The organism is Kitasatospora sp. NPDC048662, from assembly GCF_055587065.1.
On record NZ_JBVJHA010000006.1, the window covers coordinates 300,543 to 315,220 of the forward strand.

The following is a 14,678-nucleotide window of genomic DNA, read 5'->3' on the forward strand; positions in this document are numbered from 1 at the left end:
CGAGGGCTTCTCGGTTCCTGACCGGACGCAACCCGCAGGGGGTCAGGCCCGGTGCGGGGTGATCAGTCCGGATTCGTAGGCGGCGATGACGGCCTGGGCGCGGTCGCGGACGTCGAGTTTGGCGAACAGGCCGGTGATGTGGTTCTTCACCGTGGACGGGCTGATCTCCATCGCGTCGGCGATCGCGGTGTTGTCCAGGCCGGTGGCCATCAGCCGCCAGACCTCGCGTTCGCGCGGGGTGAGGTCGTCGGGGACCGGGGCGGCGGCCGGCGGGGCGGGGCGGGGGGCCCGGACGTGGGTGGCGATCAGGCGGGTGAGCAGGCGGGGTGCGACCACGGCGTCACCGGCGTGCACGGTGCGGATCGCGGCCGCGAGGTCCTCCGGGGAGACGTCCTTGGGCAGGAAGCCGTGGGCGCCGGCCCGCAGCGCGGCGACCACGTACTCGTCCAGGTCGAAGGTGGAGAGCGCGAGCACCCGGCAGTCGGGAACCAGACCGGCGAGCTGTTCGGTGGCGGCGACGCCGTCGAGGACGGGCATCCGCAGGTCCATCACCACCACGTCGGGGCGCAGGCGCTGGGCGAGAGCGACGGCCTGTTCGCCGTTCTCGGCCTCGCCGACCACCTCGAAGGACGGGTCCGGGGAGAGGATCAGCGAGAGTCCGCGGCGGACCAGGGGCTGGTCGTCGGCGACCAGGACGCGGATCGCGGGGGCGTCGTTCATGCGGACACCTCTCCGTACCGGGGCTCGGCCCCGGCCGTCTCCTCGGCGGTCGGGGGCTCGACCCCGACCGTCCCGTCTCCGTACCCGGGTCCGGCCCCGGCCGTCTCCTCGGCGGTCAGGGGCAGTTCGGCCAGCACGGCGAAGCCGCCGTCGGGGTGCGGGCCGCAGCTCAGGCTGCCGCCGTGCAGGACGACGCGTTCGCGCATGCCGATCAGGCCGTGGCCGCCGCTCTCGCCACCCCCGCCGTGACCGCCGCCCTCACCCACGCCGTCGTCGCGCACCAGGACCACCACGGCGTCCGGGCGGTAGGTCAGGCGGACGGTCGCGCGGGCCGCCGGACCGGCATACTTGCGGGCGTTGGTCAGGCCCTCCTGGACGATCCGGAAGACCGTCAGGCCGAGGGTCGGCGGCAGCGGGCGCGGGGTGCCGTGGACGGTCAGCCCGGTGGGCAGGCCGGCCCGGCGGGAGTCCTCCACGAGCCGGTCGAGGTCGTCGGCGCCGGGCTGCGGGGCGGGCGGGACGGCGTCCGGTTCGTCGCCGGCCCGCAGGACGTCCAGCAGTTGGCGCATCTCGCGCAGCGCGAGCCGGCCGGAGGACTCCAGCGTGATCAGGGCGTCCCGGACCACCTCGGGGTCGGCGAGGTTGGCGCGGGCGCCGCCGGCCATCAACTGCATGGTGGTGATGTGGTGGGCCACGATGTCGTGCAACTCCCGGGCGATGCGCCGCCGTTCCTCGGCCACGGCGCGGTCGGCCAGCAGTTGGCGGTTGGCGGCCACCTCGCGCTGCCAGCGGGCGACCGCCAGTCCCGCGCCCGCCACCAGCAGGCCGGAGGACGGTGCGGCGACCACGGCCTGCCAGTCGGGCATCCGGAAGTGGCTCTGGGTCAGCACCGTCAGCACCGAGGTGACGGCGATGGCTGCGGCGGTCACCCGGAGCCGGCTGTGGCGGGCGAGCGTGTACAGCGCCACCGTCAGGACGGCGCCGAAGTGGATGCCGATCGGCTCGGCCAGGTTGGTGCCCGCCTGGAGCAGCAGCACGGCGGCGAACATCGGCACCGGGTGGGTGCGCCGCGCCAGCAGCGGCAGCCCGGAGATCAGGGCGAGCAGGAAGCCGGGCACGCCCGGACCCCCTTCGGCCGCGGCGAACAGCAGGTAGCCGAGCACGTCCAGCAGGCCGGCGCCGACGGCCACCAGGGCGTCGGCCTGGCTCCACGGCAGGCCATCCGGCCGGCGACGCGAGGCCGCGCCCGCGCCCGGTCCGGCCGTCCTGGGACCCGCCGTCCCCCTCATGTCCCAACTCCCTGGTTCCCGGCCGTCCCCGGGTCGCTGATCTGCAGTGATGGCCCCATTCTCGCACCGGCCGGACGGGCCCGACATGGGCCCCGGAGGCAGCTCGCCCTGGGAGCACGGTCCCAGACCCGGACGGACGGCGGGAGCGGGGGCCCCACCGCGGATCGTCCGTCGCCAGGACGCCCCGGCCCGAACCGACTGATGAGCTGTGATCAGGCCGGGAACTCCCGGCGCAAGCACCGACGTTCACGCCCATCGGCGGCGCGCGCGTCCATCAGCGGGAGGGTTCCGTGATCCGCGCACTGACCGGATTCGCCACCAGAAACGCCTGGAAGGTCATCGCCGCCTGGGCGGTGCTGGGGATCGGCCTGACGATGCTCGGCCCGCTGCTGTTCGAGCGGGTCACCCAGTCGCAGTCCGGCGACTTCCTGCCCCGCAGCTACGACTCGGCGGCCGCGCTGCGGATCGCCGAGGACCACTTCGGCCTGGACCCGGACGCCACCGTCGTCACCGTCCTGGTCGCCCGCACCGACGGCCGGGCGCTCACCGACGACGACCAGCGGCGGATCGAGGCCGAGGCGGACCGGCTCGGCAAACACCGCGTCGTCATGCCACGCAAGAAGGACGAGCCGGCCTTCCTGCTGCCCGACCACTCGCAGACCCCGAAGGTCGCCCCGGCGATGCTCGCCCCCGACCGCAGCTTCGAGCTGCTCGCCGTCGAACTGACCGGCGACTCCTCGAACGAGGGCGTGCAGGGCGTCTACCGCACCTTCCGCGACGACGCCCGCGAGCGGTTCGCCGGCGCCGGGATGCGCACCGGCTTCACCGGCGGCCTGGCCGACGCGGCGGACTCCGCCGACGAGCACCGGACGGCAGCGACCATCGGCAGCGCGCTGCTGGCCGGGCTGATCGTGCTGCTCAACGTGCTGGTGTTCCGCAGCGTGCTGGCGGCCGTCCTGCCGCTGCTGGCGGTCGCGATGATCGGCGGCGCGGCAGGCGGGGCGGTGGCCGGGGCGGCGGCGCTCACCGGGCTGAAGCTGGCCCCGTCGACGTCGAGCCTGATCTCGGTGGTGCTGCTCGGCATCGGCATCGACTACCTGCTGTTCCTGCTGTTCCGGTTCCGCGAGCAGCTGCGGGCCCGGCCCGAACAGCCCGCCCGGGAGGCGGCGGCCGAGGTCGCGGGCCGGGTCGGCACCGCGATCACCTCGGCCGCGCTGACCATCGTCGCGGCCTTCGCCACCCTGGGCGTGGCGAGCTTCGGCCAGTTCCGTTCACTCGGCCCGGCCGTCGCGGTCGCCGTGCTGGTCATGCTGCTGGGCAGCCTCACGCTGATGCCCGCCCTGCTCGCGGCGTGCGGCCGGGCGATGTTCTGGCCGTCCCGCGCGCTGCGCCGCCCGGCCCGGGAGGGCTTCGCCGGACGGTTCGGCGAGCTGGTCGCCCGGCGACCGGCGGCCCTGCTGCTGGCCTCCGTCGCACTGCTCGGCGCGCTGACCGCCGGGGCGGTCGGAATCCGGATGGACTACGGCCAGGGCGGCTCCTCGGGCACCCCGGCGGCGGCCACCGCGGCCGAGATCTCCCGCGCGCTGCCCGCAGGAGTCTCCGACCCGACCACGGTGTACCTCACCGCGACCGACGGCGGCGCCGTCGAGGCACGCCAACTGGACGGCCTGGCCCAGGCGTTGGCCAAGGTGGACGGCATCGGCCAGGTCGGCCGGACGGTCCTCGCCCCGGACGGCCGAGCCGCCCGCATCGACCTCTACCCCACCGCCGACCCGCAGAGCAAGGCCGCCCGCGACCTGGTCTCCGGCCCCGTCCGCGCCACCGTCGCCGCGCACACCCCCGCCGGAACGAACGCCCACGTCGGCGGCACGGCGGCGATCTTCGCGGACATCTCCACCGCCGTCGATCACGACCTGACGCTGGTCTTCCCGGTCGCGGCGGCGCTCATCGCCGGCATCCTGCTGCTGCTCCTGCGCAGCCTGCTGGCCCCGCTGGTGCTGATGCTCGCCGTCGGCGCGGGCTTCACCGCCACACTGGGCGCGGCCACCCTGCTCTTCCAGCACCTGCTGTCCGAACCCGGCGTCAACTTCACCCTGCCGCTGGTGCTCTTCCTGTTCGTGGTGGCGCTCGGCACCGACTACAACATCCTGATCACCGACCGGATCCGCGAGGAGATGCGCCGCCCCGGCTCCGCCCGTGCCGCCGTCGCCCGTGCCGTCCGCCACACCACCCCCACCATCGCCACCGCCGGCCTCGTCCTGGCCGGCTCCTTCGCCACCCTCGCCGCGACACCCGGCACCGAACAGATCGCCTTCGCCCTCACCCTCGGCATCCTGCTCTCCGCAGCCGTCCTCTCCCTCGCCCTCGTCCCCGCCCTCGCCGCCCTCCTCGGCCGCACCCTCTGGTGGCCCCTGCGCCCCACCCCGCGCGAACACCCCTCCGAGCCGACCCACCTCCCCTCGCCGGCCCGTCAACCCCTGTAAGAGGGTGCTCGACAGGGGAATCCCCCCAACTGACCGGACCCGGTTCCATGACATCGTGGCGGCCGGGTCCGTGTCCGCGACATTCATCACCCGCGCCGGAACGGAACGACGCCGGTACCCCTCGGACCTGAAGGACGATCAGTGGCAGCCCATCGAACCGATGCTGCTGCGATGGCACGCGGCCCGCGCCGAAGGCCGTGAGCCGACCACCGAACTGCACGAGGTGGCCAACGCGATCCTCCGCGCCGCCCGGACCGGAATCGCCTGGCGGTACCTGCCGCACGACTTCCCGCCCCACACCACGGCTACTTCAAGGAGTGGAAGCGCGACGGCACCACCCAGCAGATCCACGACACCCTCCGCGACCAGCCGCGGGCGAAGAAGGACCGCCGCACCCTGCCGACCGCGGCAATCACCGACGCCCAGTCCGTGAAGGCCTCACCCAACACCCCCGCCGACTCGCAGGGACTCGACGGCGACAAGAAGACCAAGAGCCGCAAGCGACACATCGCCACCAACACCCCCGGCCCGCTGCTGGTCCTGATCGTCACCGCCGCCGGCGTCCAGGACTCCGCCGGAGGCCGTCAGGTCCTCGACGCCCTCGCCAACCGGTGGCCGACCGTGACCAAGGCCTGGGTCAAGACCGCCGAGCGCGTGGAACCCAAGGCCAGCTGACCCGACTTCCGGTCCATGACCGGCGAAGACCTCCTCGACCTCCAGGTCGAGGAGGCCTTCGCCGTCGGCGCCGGGTTCGCCACCCAGGGTCCTCCCCGCGTGCGCGGGGATGCTTGTCGGCGTACACCGGAACGTGCCCAGTCGCGTAACAGTGACCCCGCTCAAGGCGAGGAAGCTCAGCGGAAGGCTGCAACGTTCTCCGATGCCCACTGTTGGAAGGGCCTGGCCGCTGAGCCGGTGACCCGTGCAACCGTGTCGCGCACCCGCTGCAGTGCCTCGTTGACATCTCCGCCCATCACGTCGAGCACCGCGTCCGCAGTCTCGGCGCCGAAGACCGCGGTCATCTGAGCGTGGGCCTCCTCCCGGCTGATCTCGGCGAACGGCACCTCCTGTCCGAGTGCCGCCGCGACGGACTCGACCTGCTGACGGGCTGTCACCTGTTCTGGACCGGTCAGTGCGTATGTCCGGCCCCGGTGACCGGGCTCGGTCAGAGCGACGCGCGCGACGGACGCGATGTCCGCGGGGTGGATCGTGGGCAGCCCGATGTCCGCGTACGGCATGCGGACCGTCTCCTGCTCTCGGATCGACGCCGCCCACATCAGGGCATTCGAGGCGAACTGTGTCGGCCGGAGGATCGTCCAGGCCATGCCGCTGTCCTGGAGCAGCCGCTCGACAGCGAGATTCTCTGCGGCAGGGCCGAGGTGCGGATGGGTCTGGACGGTGATGGACGAGACGAGCACGACATGCTCCACGCCCGCCTGCCGGGCGGCCTCGAGGATGTCGGCGTCCGGACCCAGGCGTGACACGAGGAACAGCGATCGCACACCCTCCAGAGCGGGTTTCAGTGACGCTGTCTCGGCGAAGTCGCCCTCGACGACCTCGACCCCTTCAGGGAACGCGGCCCGTGCAGCATCACGGGTGAGTCCCCTGATCGGGCCGGCACCGCACGCCTGCAGTTCCTTCAGCAGAACACTTCCGATGTTCCCGGTGGCCCCTGTCACGAGGATCACGAGCGTCTTCCCCCTTCGTCGGACGATCAACTGGAAGGGACCCTAGAGATTCAAGCGCGCTTCAAGTCAAGACGGCCCTCGGCAGTTCGCCGGGCACGTCATCCGTACCTGCCTGAGCACCTTCGCGGGTACGCCGACAATGCTCCCCGGACTGCCGAAGCGGTTGCCCGGATCAAGCGCCGCTCCCCGCACGCGCGGGGATGATCCCTGGCGACGGGCGACACGTTCGGACGCTCACCACTGCTCACCGCACGCGCGGGGATCGTCTTGACGTCAGCAGACCGTCGGGCAACACGGCCGGATGCTCCCCGTGCACGCGGGCGTCGTACTGCCGTGGGAGCATCCACCCACGCGCCACTGCTCCTTGACACCTTCACAGCACCACTGATCCCGGAGTGCGGCGCCGTTGCACTCGAACGCCGCCGACCGGGCCAGCCCGAGACCGCAGGCGGCCCGCGCCGACAGCCGCTCCAGAACGAGCCGGACGTCGTTTATGTCTGAACCTCTGGAAGTGGGTCATTTCCGCGTCAGCGGCGTATGACACCGCAGGTCAACGAGTCTGCTCCCCGCGCCTGCGGGGATGGTCCCTGTTGTCGACGACCAGGCGCAACCCGCCCGCTCTGCTCCCCGCGCCTGCGGGGATGGTCCCCCGCACACCGGCAAGGACGACTGAACCGGCCGGGCCCGAACCTGCTCCCCGCGCCTGCGGGGATGGTCCCGAGGTGCGACGCGTGTTGCACCCGCGCGCTCACTGCTCCCCGCGCCTGCGGGGATGGTCCCGACTCGCCGCCGCCCTCGGCCGCACCACCCTGCTGCTCCCCGCGCCTGCGGAGATGGTCCCGCCGGATCGCTGGCGGCGCGTTCGTTCAGCTCCTGCTCCCCGCGCCTGCGGGGATGGTCCCGCAGCCTGGCTGGTGCTGACGGGTTTACCCAACTGCTCCCCGCGCCTGCGGGGATGGTCCCTGCTGCCGATGTTGGAGGCGGTGTCCCAAGCCTGCTCCCCGCGCCTGCGGGGATGGTCCCGCCGCCGTCGCGCAGAAGGGACGCCGGGCCGCCTGCTCCCCGAGCCTGCGGGGATGGTCCCCGCCTGCTCCACGAGTGGCAGGACTTCGCCGCCCGCCTGCACGACGCCGGGCGCCAGCTGCCCTGCCTGGTATGGCCCTGACCTGTGGCTTCACCCCTTCCTGATCTTCCTTTCGGGGCTACTCGGAGGACGGTCGGAAGGGGGGTCGTCAGACAACCAGCTCACATTGAGGGCACATCCCTCCAGAAGTGCCCCCACCGGCCGTGCTGCCGCCGCCGGATGACCGCCCGTCGGTGCCCGGCGATAGCGTGTGCGCGCCCGCTCGTGGCCCGCGACTCGGAAGGCTCAATGGTGGATCATCAGCGTCCCTCCACGGAGGAGATCCTGGCACGCATGCCGGAACTCGCACCCTACGGCCGCGAGGCCGCTCTGCTGCGCCCCGAGCGTGGGGCACCCGAGGTCGGCGACAGCTCGATCGGCGGCCCGCTGCTGTGGCCCGCCGACGAACCGTGGCCCAGGTGCCCAGTGCGGGAGGACGACGGGCCGGACGGGTACCCGGCGATGGTGCCACTGGCGCAGATCCACACTCGTGACGCACCCGGCCCGTGGTGGCCGAACGGCGCGGACCTGCTGCAGGTGCTCTGGTGCCCTGTCGAGCACTGGGACCCGCCGGCCGACCAGGCCGACGGGAGCCCGGTGGTCGAACTGCGCTGGCGGCGCACCGCCGAGCTCTCCGGCCCTCCGGTGGCGGGCCCGCCGGAGGCGTCGATGCACTACGAGGACGAGTACCTGCCCGAGCCGTGCATCTTCTCGGTGGAGCACCTCACCGACTTCCCGTATCGCGAGGAGTTGCCGCCCGAACTGCGGCCCGCCCTCCAGCAACTGGTGAAGGACACCCACCCCCAAGGCAAAGGACGTGATTACCCGCGTCGCCGGCTGGAAGCTCGGCGGCTGGCCGACCTGGCACCTCAACCACCCTCACCCATACGAGTGCGAGACCTGCGGGAACCGAATGACGCTGCTCTTCACGATCGCCAGTGACGACGTGACGGGCATCGTCGTCGGCCGCTGGGGCGAACTGCGGATCTTCACCTGCCCGGCCGACCACACGCACCCGTTCACCGCCGACCTGCACTGACATCCACTCGGCGCCGCCAAGCCCATCCCGCAGTGCCCGAGTGGGCAGCCCCCGGTGGCATTGCCGCAATCCGCCGCCGTAGGCTCACCGGCATGGATCTCCCCGCCTGCGGCTGTCTGCTCTGCGACACCACCAGCGACAAATCCGCGTGGGACGCACGCGACAACCGCATCGCGGCGAACATTCGCGAGTACGACTGGAACGTCAACGGAGTCGCCGGCGGCGAACTGCCCGGCGACTGGTCCTACTCGATCGGACTCTGGCACACCCTGCGCAGCCCCGAGGTCAGCATCTTCGGCATCCCCTCGCAGACCGGCATGCGGATCGTCAACGCCCTCGCCCGCGAGATCCGAGCCGGGCATCCGCTCGAACCGGACCAGCGCCGCGACGACGTCCTGGGCGGCGGCCTCTCGGTGGCGATCCGGCCGGTCCACCCCAGCTGGTACCTCAGCTTCTTCGGCGCCGGTGTCGACTTCTACCAGCGACCGCCGCTGCCCATCACGCAGATGTTCTGGCCGGACAAGCAAGGACGCTTCCCCTGGGACGAAGGCGTGGACAAGACCTGCCGCACCACCCAGCCGCTCCTGTGGATACCCCGCGAGGAATCCACCGGTCCCTGGGCGAACGCCGAACCCGCCCAGTACCGACCTCACGAGTAACCGGAGCGGGGTCGACCTCGGTCACAGCCCCAGTCGAGCCCAGTCCGCACCCGGATAGTCGGACTTGCACTCCCTCGCCCTGCTGGACGGTGCCCTGACCGAGAAACTGTTCCCCCGCACCCGCAGGGATGGCCCCTGGGGCAGGGCCGCAGACCGCACGAACACCTCCTGCTCCCCCCGCCCTCGGGGATGGTCCTCGCGAGACGTCCAGAACGAAGAGGTTGTGCGACTGCTCCCCGCCCGCGCGGGGATGGTCCCCGAGCGGGAACCTCCCGCGGTTCACACCCGGTCTACTCCCCGCGCCCTGCGGAGATCCGTCCTCGACGCTGCTGCGTACGACCGCCAGGCCTGCCCCCCACTCGCGGGGATCGTCTCGCCGTCGGCAGACTGTCGGGCACCACGGCCGGCTGCTCCCCATGTACACCAGCGTCGTGCTGCCGTGGGAGTATCCACCTAGGTACTACTGCTCGTTGACACCTTCACCGCGCAACTGAAGGGCGGCGCCACCGCGCTCGAGCGGCGTCGGCCACAAGCCGGCCCGCGCCGGAAGCATCCGGGAAAAAGGGAAAGGTCACTTATGCCCGAATCTCTGAAAGTGGGTAATTCCAGGGTCGGTGGCATGTAACGCCGCAGGTCAACAAGTCTGCTCCCCACACACGCGGGGATGGTCCCTCCCCGCCCCCGCACCGACGGTGGCCGCCGTCCTGCTCCCCACACACGCGGGGATGGTCCCTTGAACTGCCGGTACCGGTCCTGCGCGTCTTCCTGCTCCCCACACACGCGGGGATGGTCCCAGCGACGGCGCGATCGCGCCGAAGAGGGAGTCCTGCTCCCCACACACGCGGGGATGGTCCCGACCGAGCGCTGCAACTGCACTGAGCCGATCCCTGCTCCCCACACACGCGGGGATGGTCCCTCACCCCTCGACTCTCCGCTGCGCCGCAGCCTCTGCTCCCCACACACGCGGGGATGGTCCCACGCCCGTCGCAGCATCGATCGTGCCCGTGAGCTGCTCCCCACACACGCGGGGATGGTCCCTGCGTGACGTCGCCGGTGATCTCGGTGTTGGGCTGCTCCCCACACACGCGGGGATGGTCCCCATCACGGTTCGGCACCTGCTTCGCCGCCCGCCCTGCTCCCCACACACGCGGGGATGGTCCCGACTCGAACCGCCCCTGCCCGGAGGTGGTCACCTGCTCCCCACACACGCGGGGATGGTCCCGCATCACGTACGCGAGCACCAGGCCGCCGCCGCTGCTCCCCACACACGCGGGGATGGTTCCTCCGCGGCCAGTACACCGGGGTGGACTCGGCGCTGCTCCCCGCACACGCGGGGATGGTCCCCAGGACCAACAGCTGTTCAGGGTGATCACGATCTGCTCCCCGCACACGCGGGGATGGTCCCCGGGCCGGAGCGGTGATTGACGGCGTCACAGGCTGCTCCCCGCACACGCGGGGATGGTCCCAGTGCGCCGGTCGTTGCCGGGCACGGCAGGGTCTGCTCCCCGCACACGCGGGGATGGTCCCGTCAGCTCCCGTTGCGCCTTGCCGATGAGTTGCTGCTCCCCGCACACGCGGGGATGGTCCCGTCCGCAAAGCCACCATCGACGACCTGACGATCTGCTCCCCGCAGACGCGGGGATGGTCCCCACGTGATGTCGGGCAGCGGTGTGTGCTGCCACTGCTCCCCGCACACGCGGGAATGGTCCCACCTCAGCCGACGGCAGCTCCGCGTGGGGCGACTGCTCCCCGCACACGCGGGGATGGTCCCTGGTAGTTGTACAGCTCGTTGCCGGGGATGTTCTGCTCCCCGCACACACGGGGATGGTCCTCACGCCGGCCTCTACGCCGCGAACGTCACCCACTGCTCCCCGCGCACGCGAGGGTCAGCCGGACGACACCCCGTCCGACCGGGCTGAGCGCACGTCCGCCCCGAGGGCCGCTCGCCATCGCGCCAGCATCGGTTCGACGAGCTGCCACTGATCGTCCTTCAGGTCCGAGGGGCACCGACGTCGCTCCGTCACAGTTGATCAATATCGCGGACACGGACCCGGCCGCCACAAGATCACGGAACCGGGTCCGTGCCGTCACGACCGAAGCCGAACAGCTGGGGGAATCCCCTATCGAACACCCTCTGGGAGGACCCCTCGGCGGGAACTCCGTGGGCGGCAGGATCCGTCCCGGTCCGGGTGGGCACCGGCAGTCGGCTCTCCCCCGCCAACGCGGTCGCCCCGCAGCCCGGAACGCCCAACTGAGGGCGCCGGGCAGGTCATCTGTGGTTGACGATGACGGAGATGCCCCAGCCGATCGCGGCGAGCACCACAGCGAACATCAGCCCGGCCACGGCGCGAGCGACCGGCCCAGCGGCAGGCCGGTCGGCGGCAGGCCGGTCGGCCGCAGGCCGGTCGGTGCCCGTTGCCGGGTTGAGCAGGCGCAGAGCGATCGCGAACAGGGCGGGGAGGCCCGCGCCGGTGAGCAGGCCGACCATGACGATCCGCCAGAGCGCGTTTAGGTTGATCCAGGAGTTCACGGGCTCACCTGGTCATTGGACTTGACCCGCTCGGGCACCACCGAGCCCGTCCATACGGCGTTGACGTTGTCCGGCGTGACGGCCGCCCGGCGGGACGCCACGAAGAAGGCCGCCGACGCCAGGACCAGCAGCACGAAGATCACCACCACCCCGGCCGTCCCGCCGATCCCGTCCGCCACCCAGTAGGCCAGCGCCCCGACCAGCGCGGCGGCCGGCAGCGTCAGCAGCCAGGCCGTCACCATCCGACGGGCGAGCCGCCAGCGGACCATGGCGCCGCTGCGGCCGATTCCCGAGCCCAGGATCGATCCGGTGGCGACATGGGTGGTGGAGAGCGAGTAGCCGAAGTCGGTGGAGCAGAGGATCACGGCCGCCGAGGCCGACTCGGCGGCCATCCCCTGCGGCGACTCGATCTCCACCAGGCCCTTGCCCAGGGTGCGGATCACCCGCCAGCCGCCGATGTACGTCCCCAGGGCGATCGCCACCGCGCAGGAGAGGATCACCCAGTCCGGCGCCTTCGACCCGGCGGGCAGGGTGCCGTTGGCGATCAGGGCCAGGGTGATGACGCCCATGGTCTTCTGCGCGTCGTTGGTGCCGTGGGCGAGCGAGACCATCGACGCCGAACCGATCTGGCCGTACCGGAACCCACGCCCACGCGCGTCCTCGGGGACCCCGCGGGTGAGGCGGTAGACCAGGACGGTACCGGCGGCGGCCACCGCACCGGCGATGAACGGCGACAGAGCTGCGGGCACGATCACCTTGGAGACCAGTCCCTGCCACTTGACGGCCGAGGCCCCGGCCGCCGCCACCGTCGCCCCGATCACCCCGCCGATCAGCGCGTGCGAGGAACTGGAGGGGATCCCGAGGAACCAGGTGGCCAGGTTCCACAGGATGCTGCCGGTCAGTCCGGCACAGACCACGGTCAAGGTCACCACCCCCGTGGCCACCAGCCCGTTGGCGATGGTCGCCGCCACCGCGGTCGACAGGAACGCCCCGACCAGGTTCAGCACCGCCGACACCGCAACCGCGACCCGCGGAGGGAGAGCCCCGGTGACGATCGATGTCGCCATCGCATTGCCGGTGTCGTGAAACCCGTTGGTGAAATCGAACCCCAGCGCCGTGACCACCATCGACGCCAGGACCGCGTCGTTGCCGGTCACGGACCCGAATCTACCCCGCACCCCGCGCCGATCCCGGCCCCAAAACGGCGCCCCGCACCGATCGGATCAGTCCCCCGACCGGGCAGCCGCACCCCGCTCGGCGGCACTGCGCAGTACACAGAACTCGTTGCCCTCGGGATCTCCCAACACACAGAACTGGATGTTCTGGAGTGTGAGAGATGGCAGCGGCATCTGTGCTGGTCAGGGGCTCGGAAGCTGGTCAGGGGCAAGGCGCGCTCCCCAAGTGGGACATGGAAGATGCGCGCAACCCACTGTCCGGCACGGTGTTCACCGAGACCCTTCGGGGTGTCCGGTGCATCCGGCTGTCCGTCCTCACGGACGAGACCACCAGCCCCGAGCGCCAGCGGGAAGCGTGCGACCACGTAGCCGGAGAGTTGCGGGTCACCTTCGGCGACGGGGACGCGCTCCGCGAAGCGGTGGACCTTGACGTCAGCGCGTCCAAGACGTCCCCGTGGGAGCGCCCGCAGCTTCTGCGCTGGCTCAGCGACCCGAGCGCGTACGACGCGCTGGTGTTCTGGCGTTTTGACCGTGCCATCCGGTCCATGGGGCACATGTACGCCCTCGCCAACTGGGCGCGCGAGCACCGAAAGGTGCTCATCTTCGCCGAGGGTCTGGGCGGGGGCCGGCAGGTGTTCGACTTCCGCAACCCCATGGACCCCATGGCGGAACTCCAACTGTTCATGCTGGCTTTCGCCGCACAGTTCGAGTCGCAGTCCATCAGCGACCGCGTCAGCGGCGCACAGGCCGCCATGCGCAAGATGCCGCTTCGCTGGCGTGGCGGTGGCCGCCCGCCGTACGGCTACATGCCCGCACCCATGCCCGAGGAGTTCGGCGGCAAGGGCTGGACCCTGGTGCCCGATCCGGACGCCGTGGCGGTCATTGAGCGCATCGTCCGTGAGCTGCTGGAGGGAGCCACGGTGTCCGCCATCGCTGCGGATCTCAACGCCGATGGTGTGCTCAGCCCGCGCGACTACTGGGCCGACAAGATGGGCCGCGAGCGGGGCGGCAAGACCGGCGGAACGAAGGGCTCGCACGTCGTGCGGGAGACGTTCAAATGGACCCCGGCCGTCATAGCCCGGATGCTCCGCAACGAGGTGTTGTTGGGCTGGAAGATGCACAACGGCGTGCCTGTGCGGGACGACAAGGGCAACCCGATCATGTGCAGCGAGACGCCGATTCTCACCCGTGAGGAGTTCGACCAGATCGGCGCCGTTCTGGACGAACGCAGCATCAACAACGGCGACCGGTCCGACACGGACGCGCTGTTGCTGCGCGTCATCCACTGCGATTCGTGCGGCGGGCGCATGTACCTCAACAAGCAGGACGGCAAGCAGCCCACGTACAAGTGCAATTACCACGCCCGGGGCGACAAGTGCGAAGCGCCCGCGAACATCCGGGGAGACTGGGCGGACGAGTACGTGATAGCCGAGTTCCTGCGCCTGGTCGGCGGAATCCAGACCCGAACGACCGTGGTCGTCCCCGGGTACGACCCCGAGCCCGAGTTGAACGCGACCGTGGCCGAGTTCACCGCGCACCTGAAAATTCAAGGACAGCAGAAGTCCAAGCACGCCGCGAACGAGTGGCAGAAACGGCATGACGCGCTGGACAGCCGCATAGCCGAGTTGGAGTCCCGCGAGAAGACCGAGCCGCAGCGCATCACCACGGCCACCGGGCGCACCTTGCGGACGACTGGCAGGCTGCCGACACCGCAGAGCGGCGCGGCATGCTGGTTGACGCCGGAGTCCGGCTGAACGTCCGCCGGGGCACCCGTGGCGGGTGGCGCAAGCTCGACACCCGGCGGGTGGACTTCACCATGAACGGCGAACTCGACCAAGCCGCAGAGGAACTGTCCGCATGGGCAATCGGCGTGGCTGCCGAGCCCACGCCCGAGATGCTGCCAACAGCCGCGTAGCGCCCGCACACGGCCCGTACAGCCCCGGCTGGTCCTCCTCGGACCGGCCGGGGCTCTCTG

At 71.3% G+C, this 14,678-nt stretch carries 13 protein-coding genes and 2 CRISPR repeat arrays; of the genes, 8 read left to right on the forward strand and 5 right to left on the reverse strand.

The annotated features are described in order from the left end of the window. Positions 1-42: 42 nt before the first annotated feature. On the reverse strand, positions 43-720 hold the full coding sequence (locus tag ACZ6R9_RS19575) for a response regulator transcription factor (protein WP_465539174.1): 678 nt from the start codon (positions 718-720) through the stop codon (positions 43-45). Then, complete coding sequence (locus ACZ6R9_RS19580; RefSeq protein ID WP_465539176.1) at positions 717-2,009, reverse strand: sensor histidine kinase; 1,293 nt, start codon at positions 2,007-2,009, stop codon at positions 717-719. Before ACZ6R9_RS19580 ends, ACZ6R9_RS19575 begins: the two co-directional genes overlap by 4 nt. 290 nt (positions 2,010-2,299) lie before the next feature. On the opposite strand from ACZ6R9_RS19580, the gene ACZ6R9_RS19585 reads away from it, so the two are divergent. The 3 genes from ACZ6R9_RS19585 to ACZ6R9_RS19595 all read left to right on the forward strand — a co-directional run bounded on the left by ACZ6R9_RS19585 (position 2,300) and on the right by ACZ6R9_RS19595 (position 5,167). Beyond that, positions 2,300-4,492, forward strand: a complete 2,193-nt coding sequence (locus tag ACZ6R9_RS19585) for an MMPL family transporter (protein ID WP_465539178.1) — start codon at positions 2,300-2,302, stop codon at positions 4,490-4,492. A 70-nt stretch (positions 4,493-4,562) separates the two neighbouring features. Beyond that, positions 4,563-4,925 (forward strand): transposase, encoded by a 363-nt coding sequence (locus ACZ6R9_RS19590; RefSeq protein ID WP_465539180.1) that lies wholly within the window; start codon positions 4,563-4,565, stop codon positions 4,923-4,925. Beyond that, complete coding sequence (locus ACZ6R9_RS19595) at positions 4,904-5,167, forward strand: transposase (RefSeq protein ID WP_465539383.1); 264 nt, start codon at positions 4,904-4,906, stop codon at positions 5,165-5,167. Before ACZ6R9_RS19590 ends, ACZ6R9_RS19595 begins: the two co-directional genes overlap by 22 nt. Positions 5,168-5,343: 176 nt before the next feature. Here the strand turns inward: ACZ6R9_RS19595 and ACZ6R9_RS19600 are convergent, their stop codons facing one another. Next, positions 5,344-6,177 (reverse strand): NAD(P)H-binding protein, encoded by an 834-nt coding sequence (locus ACZ6R9_RS19600; RefSeq protein ID WP_380482513.1) that lies wholly within the window; start codon positions 6,175-6,177, stop codon positions 5,344-5,346. 559 nt (positions 6,178-6,736) lie between these two features. After that, positions 6,737-7,261: direct repeats of the CRISPR family, unit length 29 nt; unit sequence CTGCTCCCCGCGCCTGCGGGGATGGTCCC. Between the two features lie 333 nt (positions 7,262-7,594). On the opposite strand from ACZ6R9_RS19600, the gene ACZ6R9_RS19605 reads away from it, so the two are divergent. The 3 genes from ACZ6R9_RS19605 (at position 7,595) to ACZ6R9_RS19615 (ending at position 8,998) form a co-directional block, all read left to right on the forward strand. Beyond that, positions 7,595-8,242, forward strand: coding sequence for a hypothetical protein (locus ACZ6R9_RS19605; protein ID WP_465539182.1), 648 nt, complete (start codon positions 7,595-7,597; stop codon positions 8,240-8,242). Beyond that, complete coding sequence (locus tag ACZ6R9_RS19610) at positions 8,214-8,339, forward strand: hypothetical protein (RefSeq protein WP_465539184.1); 126 nt, start codon at positions 8,214-8,216, stop codon at positions 8,337-8,339. The genes ACZ6R9_RS19605 and ACZ6R9_RS19610 overlap by 29 nt, the downstream gene beginning before the upstream one ends. Before the next feature lie 92 nt (positions 8,340-8,431). Continuing rightward, positions 8,432-8,998, forward strand: a complete 567-nt coding sequence (locus ACZ6R9_RS19615) for a DUF4262 domain-containing protein (protein WP_465539186.1) — start codon at positions 8,432-8,434, stop codon at positions 8,996-8,998. Between the two features lie 643 nt (positions 8,999-9,641). Next, positions 9,642-10,830: direct repeats of the CRISPR family, unit length 29 nt; unit sequence CTGCTCCCCACACACGCGGGGATGGTCCC. Between the two features lie 437 nt (positions 10,831-11,267). Here the strand turns inward: ACZ6R9_RS19615 and ACZ6R9_RS19620 are convergent. Next, a complete protein-coding gene (locus ACZ6R9_RS19620) occupies positions 11,268-11,528 on the reverse strand; it encodes a hypothetical protein (protein ID WP_465539188.1) in 261 nt (86 codons plus the stop codon). Then, positions 11,525-12,685, reverse strand: a complete 1,161-nt coding sequence (locus ACZ6R9_RS19625; RefSeq protein ID WP_465539190.1) for an inorganic phosphate transporter — start codon at positions 12,683-12,685, stop codon at positions 11,525-11,527. The genes ACZ6R9_RS19620 and ACZ6R9_RS19625 overlap by 4 nt, the downstream gene beginning before the upstream one ends. 179 nt (positions 12,686-12,864) lie before the next feature. Here ACZ6R9_RS19625 and ACZ6R9_RS19630 point away from each other — a divergent pair, with 179 nt between their 5' ends. Both ACZ6R9_RS19630 and ACZ6R9_RS19635 read left to right on the forward strand, forming a co-directional pair. Beyond that, on the forward strand, positions 12,865-14,457 hold the full coding sequence (locus ACZ6R9_RS19630) for a recombinase family protein (protein ID WP_465539192.1): 1,593 nt from the start codon (positions 12,865-12,867) through the stop codon (positions 14,455-14,457). Next, positions 14,430-14,618 (forward strand): hypothetical protein, encoded by a 189-nt coding sequence (locus ACZ6R9_RS19635; protein WP_465539194.1) that lies wholly within the window; start codon positions 14,430-14,432, stop codon positions 14,616-14,618. Before ACZ6R9_RS19630 ends, ACZ6R9_RS19635 begins: the two co-directional genes overlap by 28 nt. The last annotated feature ends 60 nt before the right edge of the window (positions 14,619-14,678 follow it).

Bases quoted from the DNA above. Each gene is read 5' to 3' on its own strand.
- ACZ6R9_RS19575 (WP_465539174.1), bottom strand. From the start codon at position 720: ATGAACGACGCCCCCGCGATCCGCGTCCTGGTCGCCGACGACCAGCCC.
- ACZ6R9_RS19605 (WP_465539182.1), top strand. From the start codon at position 7,595: ATGCCGGAACTCGCACCCTACGGCCGCGAGGCCGCTCTGCTGCGCCCC.
- ACZ6R9_RS19630 (WP_465539192.1), top strand. From the start codon at position 12,865: ATGGCAGCGGCATCTGTGCTGGTCAGGGGCTCGGAAGCTGGTCAGGGG.
- ACZ6R9_RS19615 (WP_465539186.1), top strand. From the start codon at position 8,432: ATGGATCTCCCCGCCTGCGGCTGTCTGCTCTGCGACACCACCAGCGAC.
- ACZ6R9_RS19610 (WP_465539184.1), top strand. From the start codon at position 8,214: ATGACGCTGCTCTTCACGATCGCCAGTGACGACGTGACGGGCATCGTC.
- ACZ6R9_RS19635 (WP_465539194.1), top strand. From the start codon at position 14,430: ATGCTGGTTGACGCCGGAGTCCGGCTGAACGTCCGCCGGGGCACCCGT.
- ACZ6R9_RS19580 (WP_465539176.1), bottom strand. From the start codon at position 2,009: ATGAGGGGGACGGCGGGTCCCAGGACGGCCGGACCGGGCGCGGGCGCG.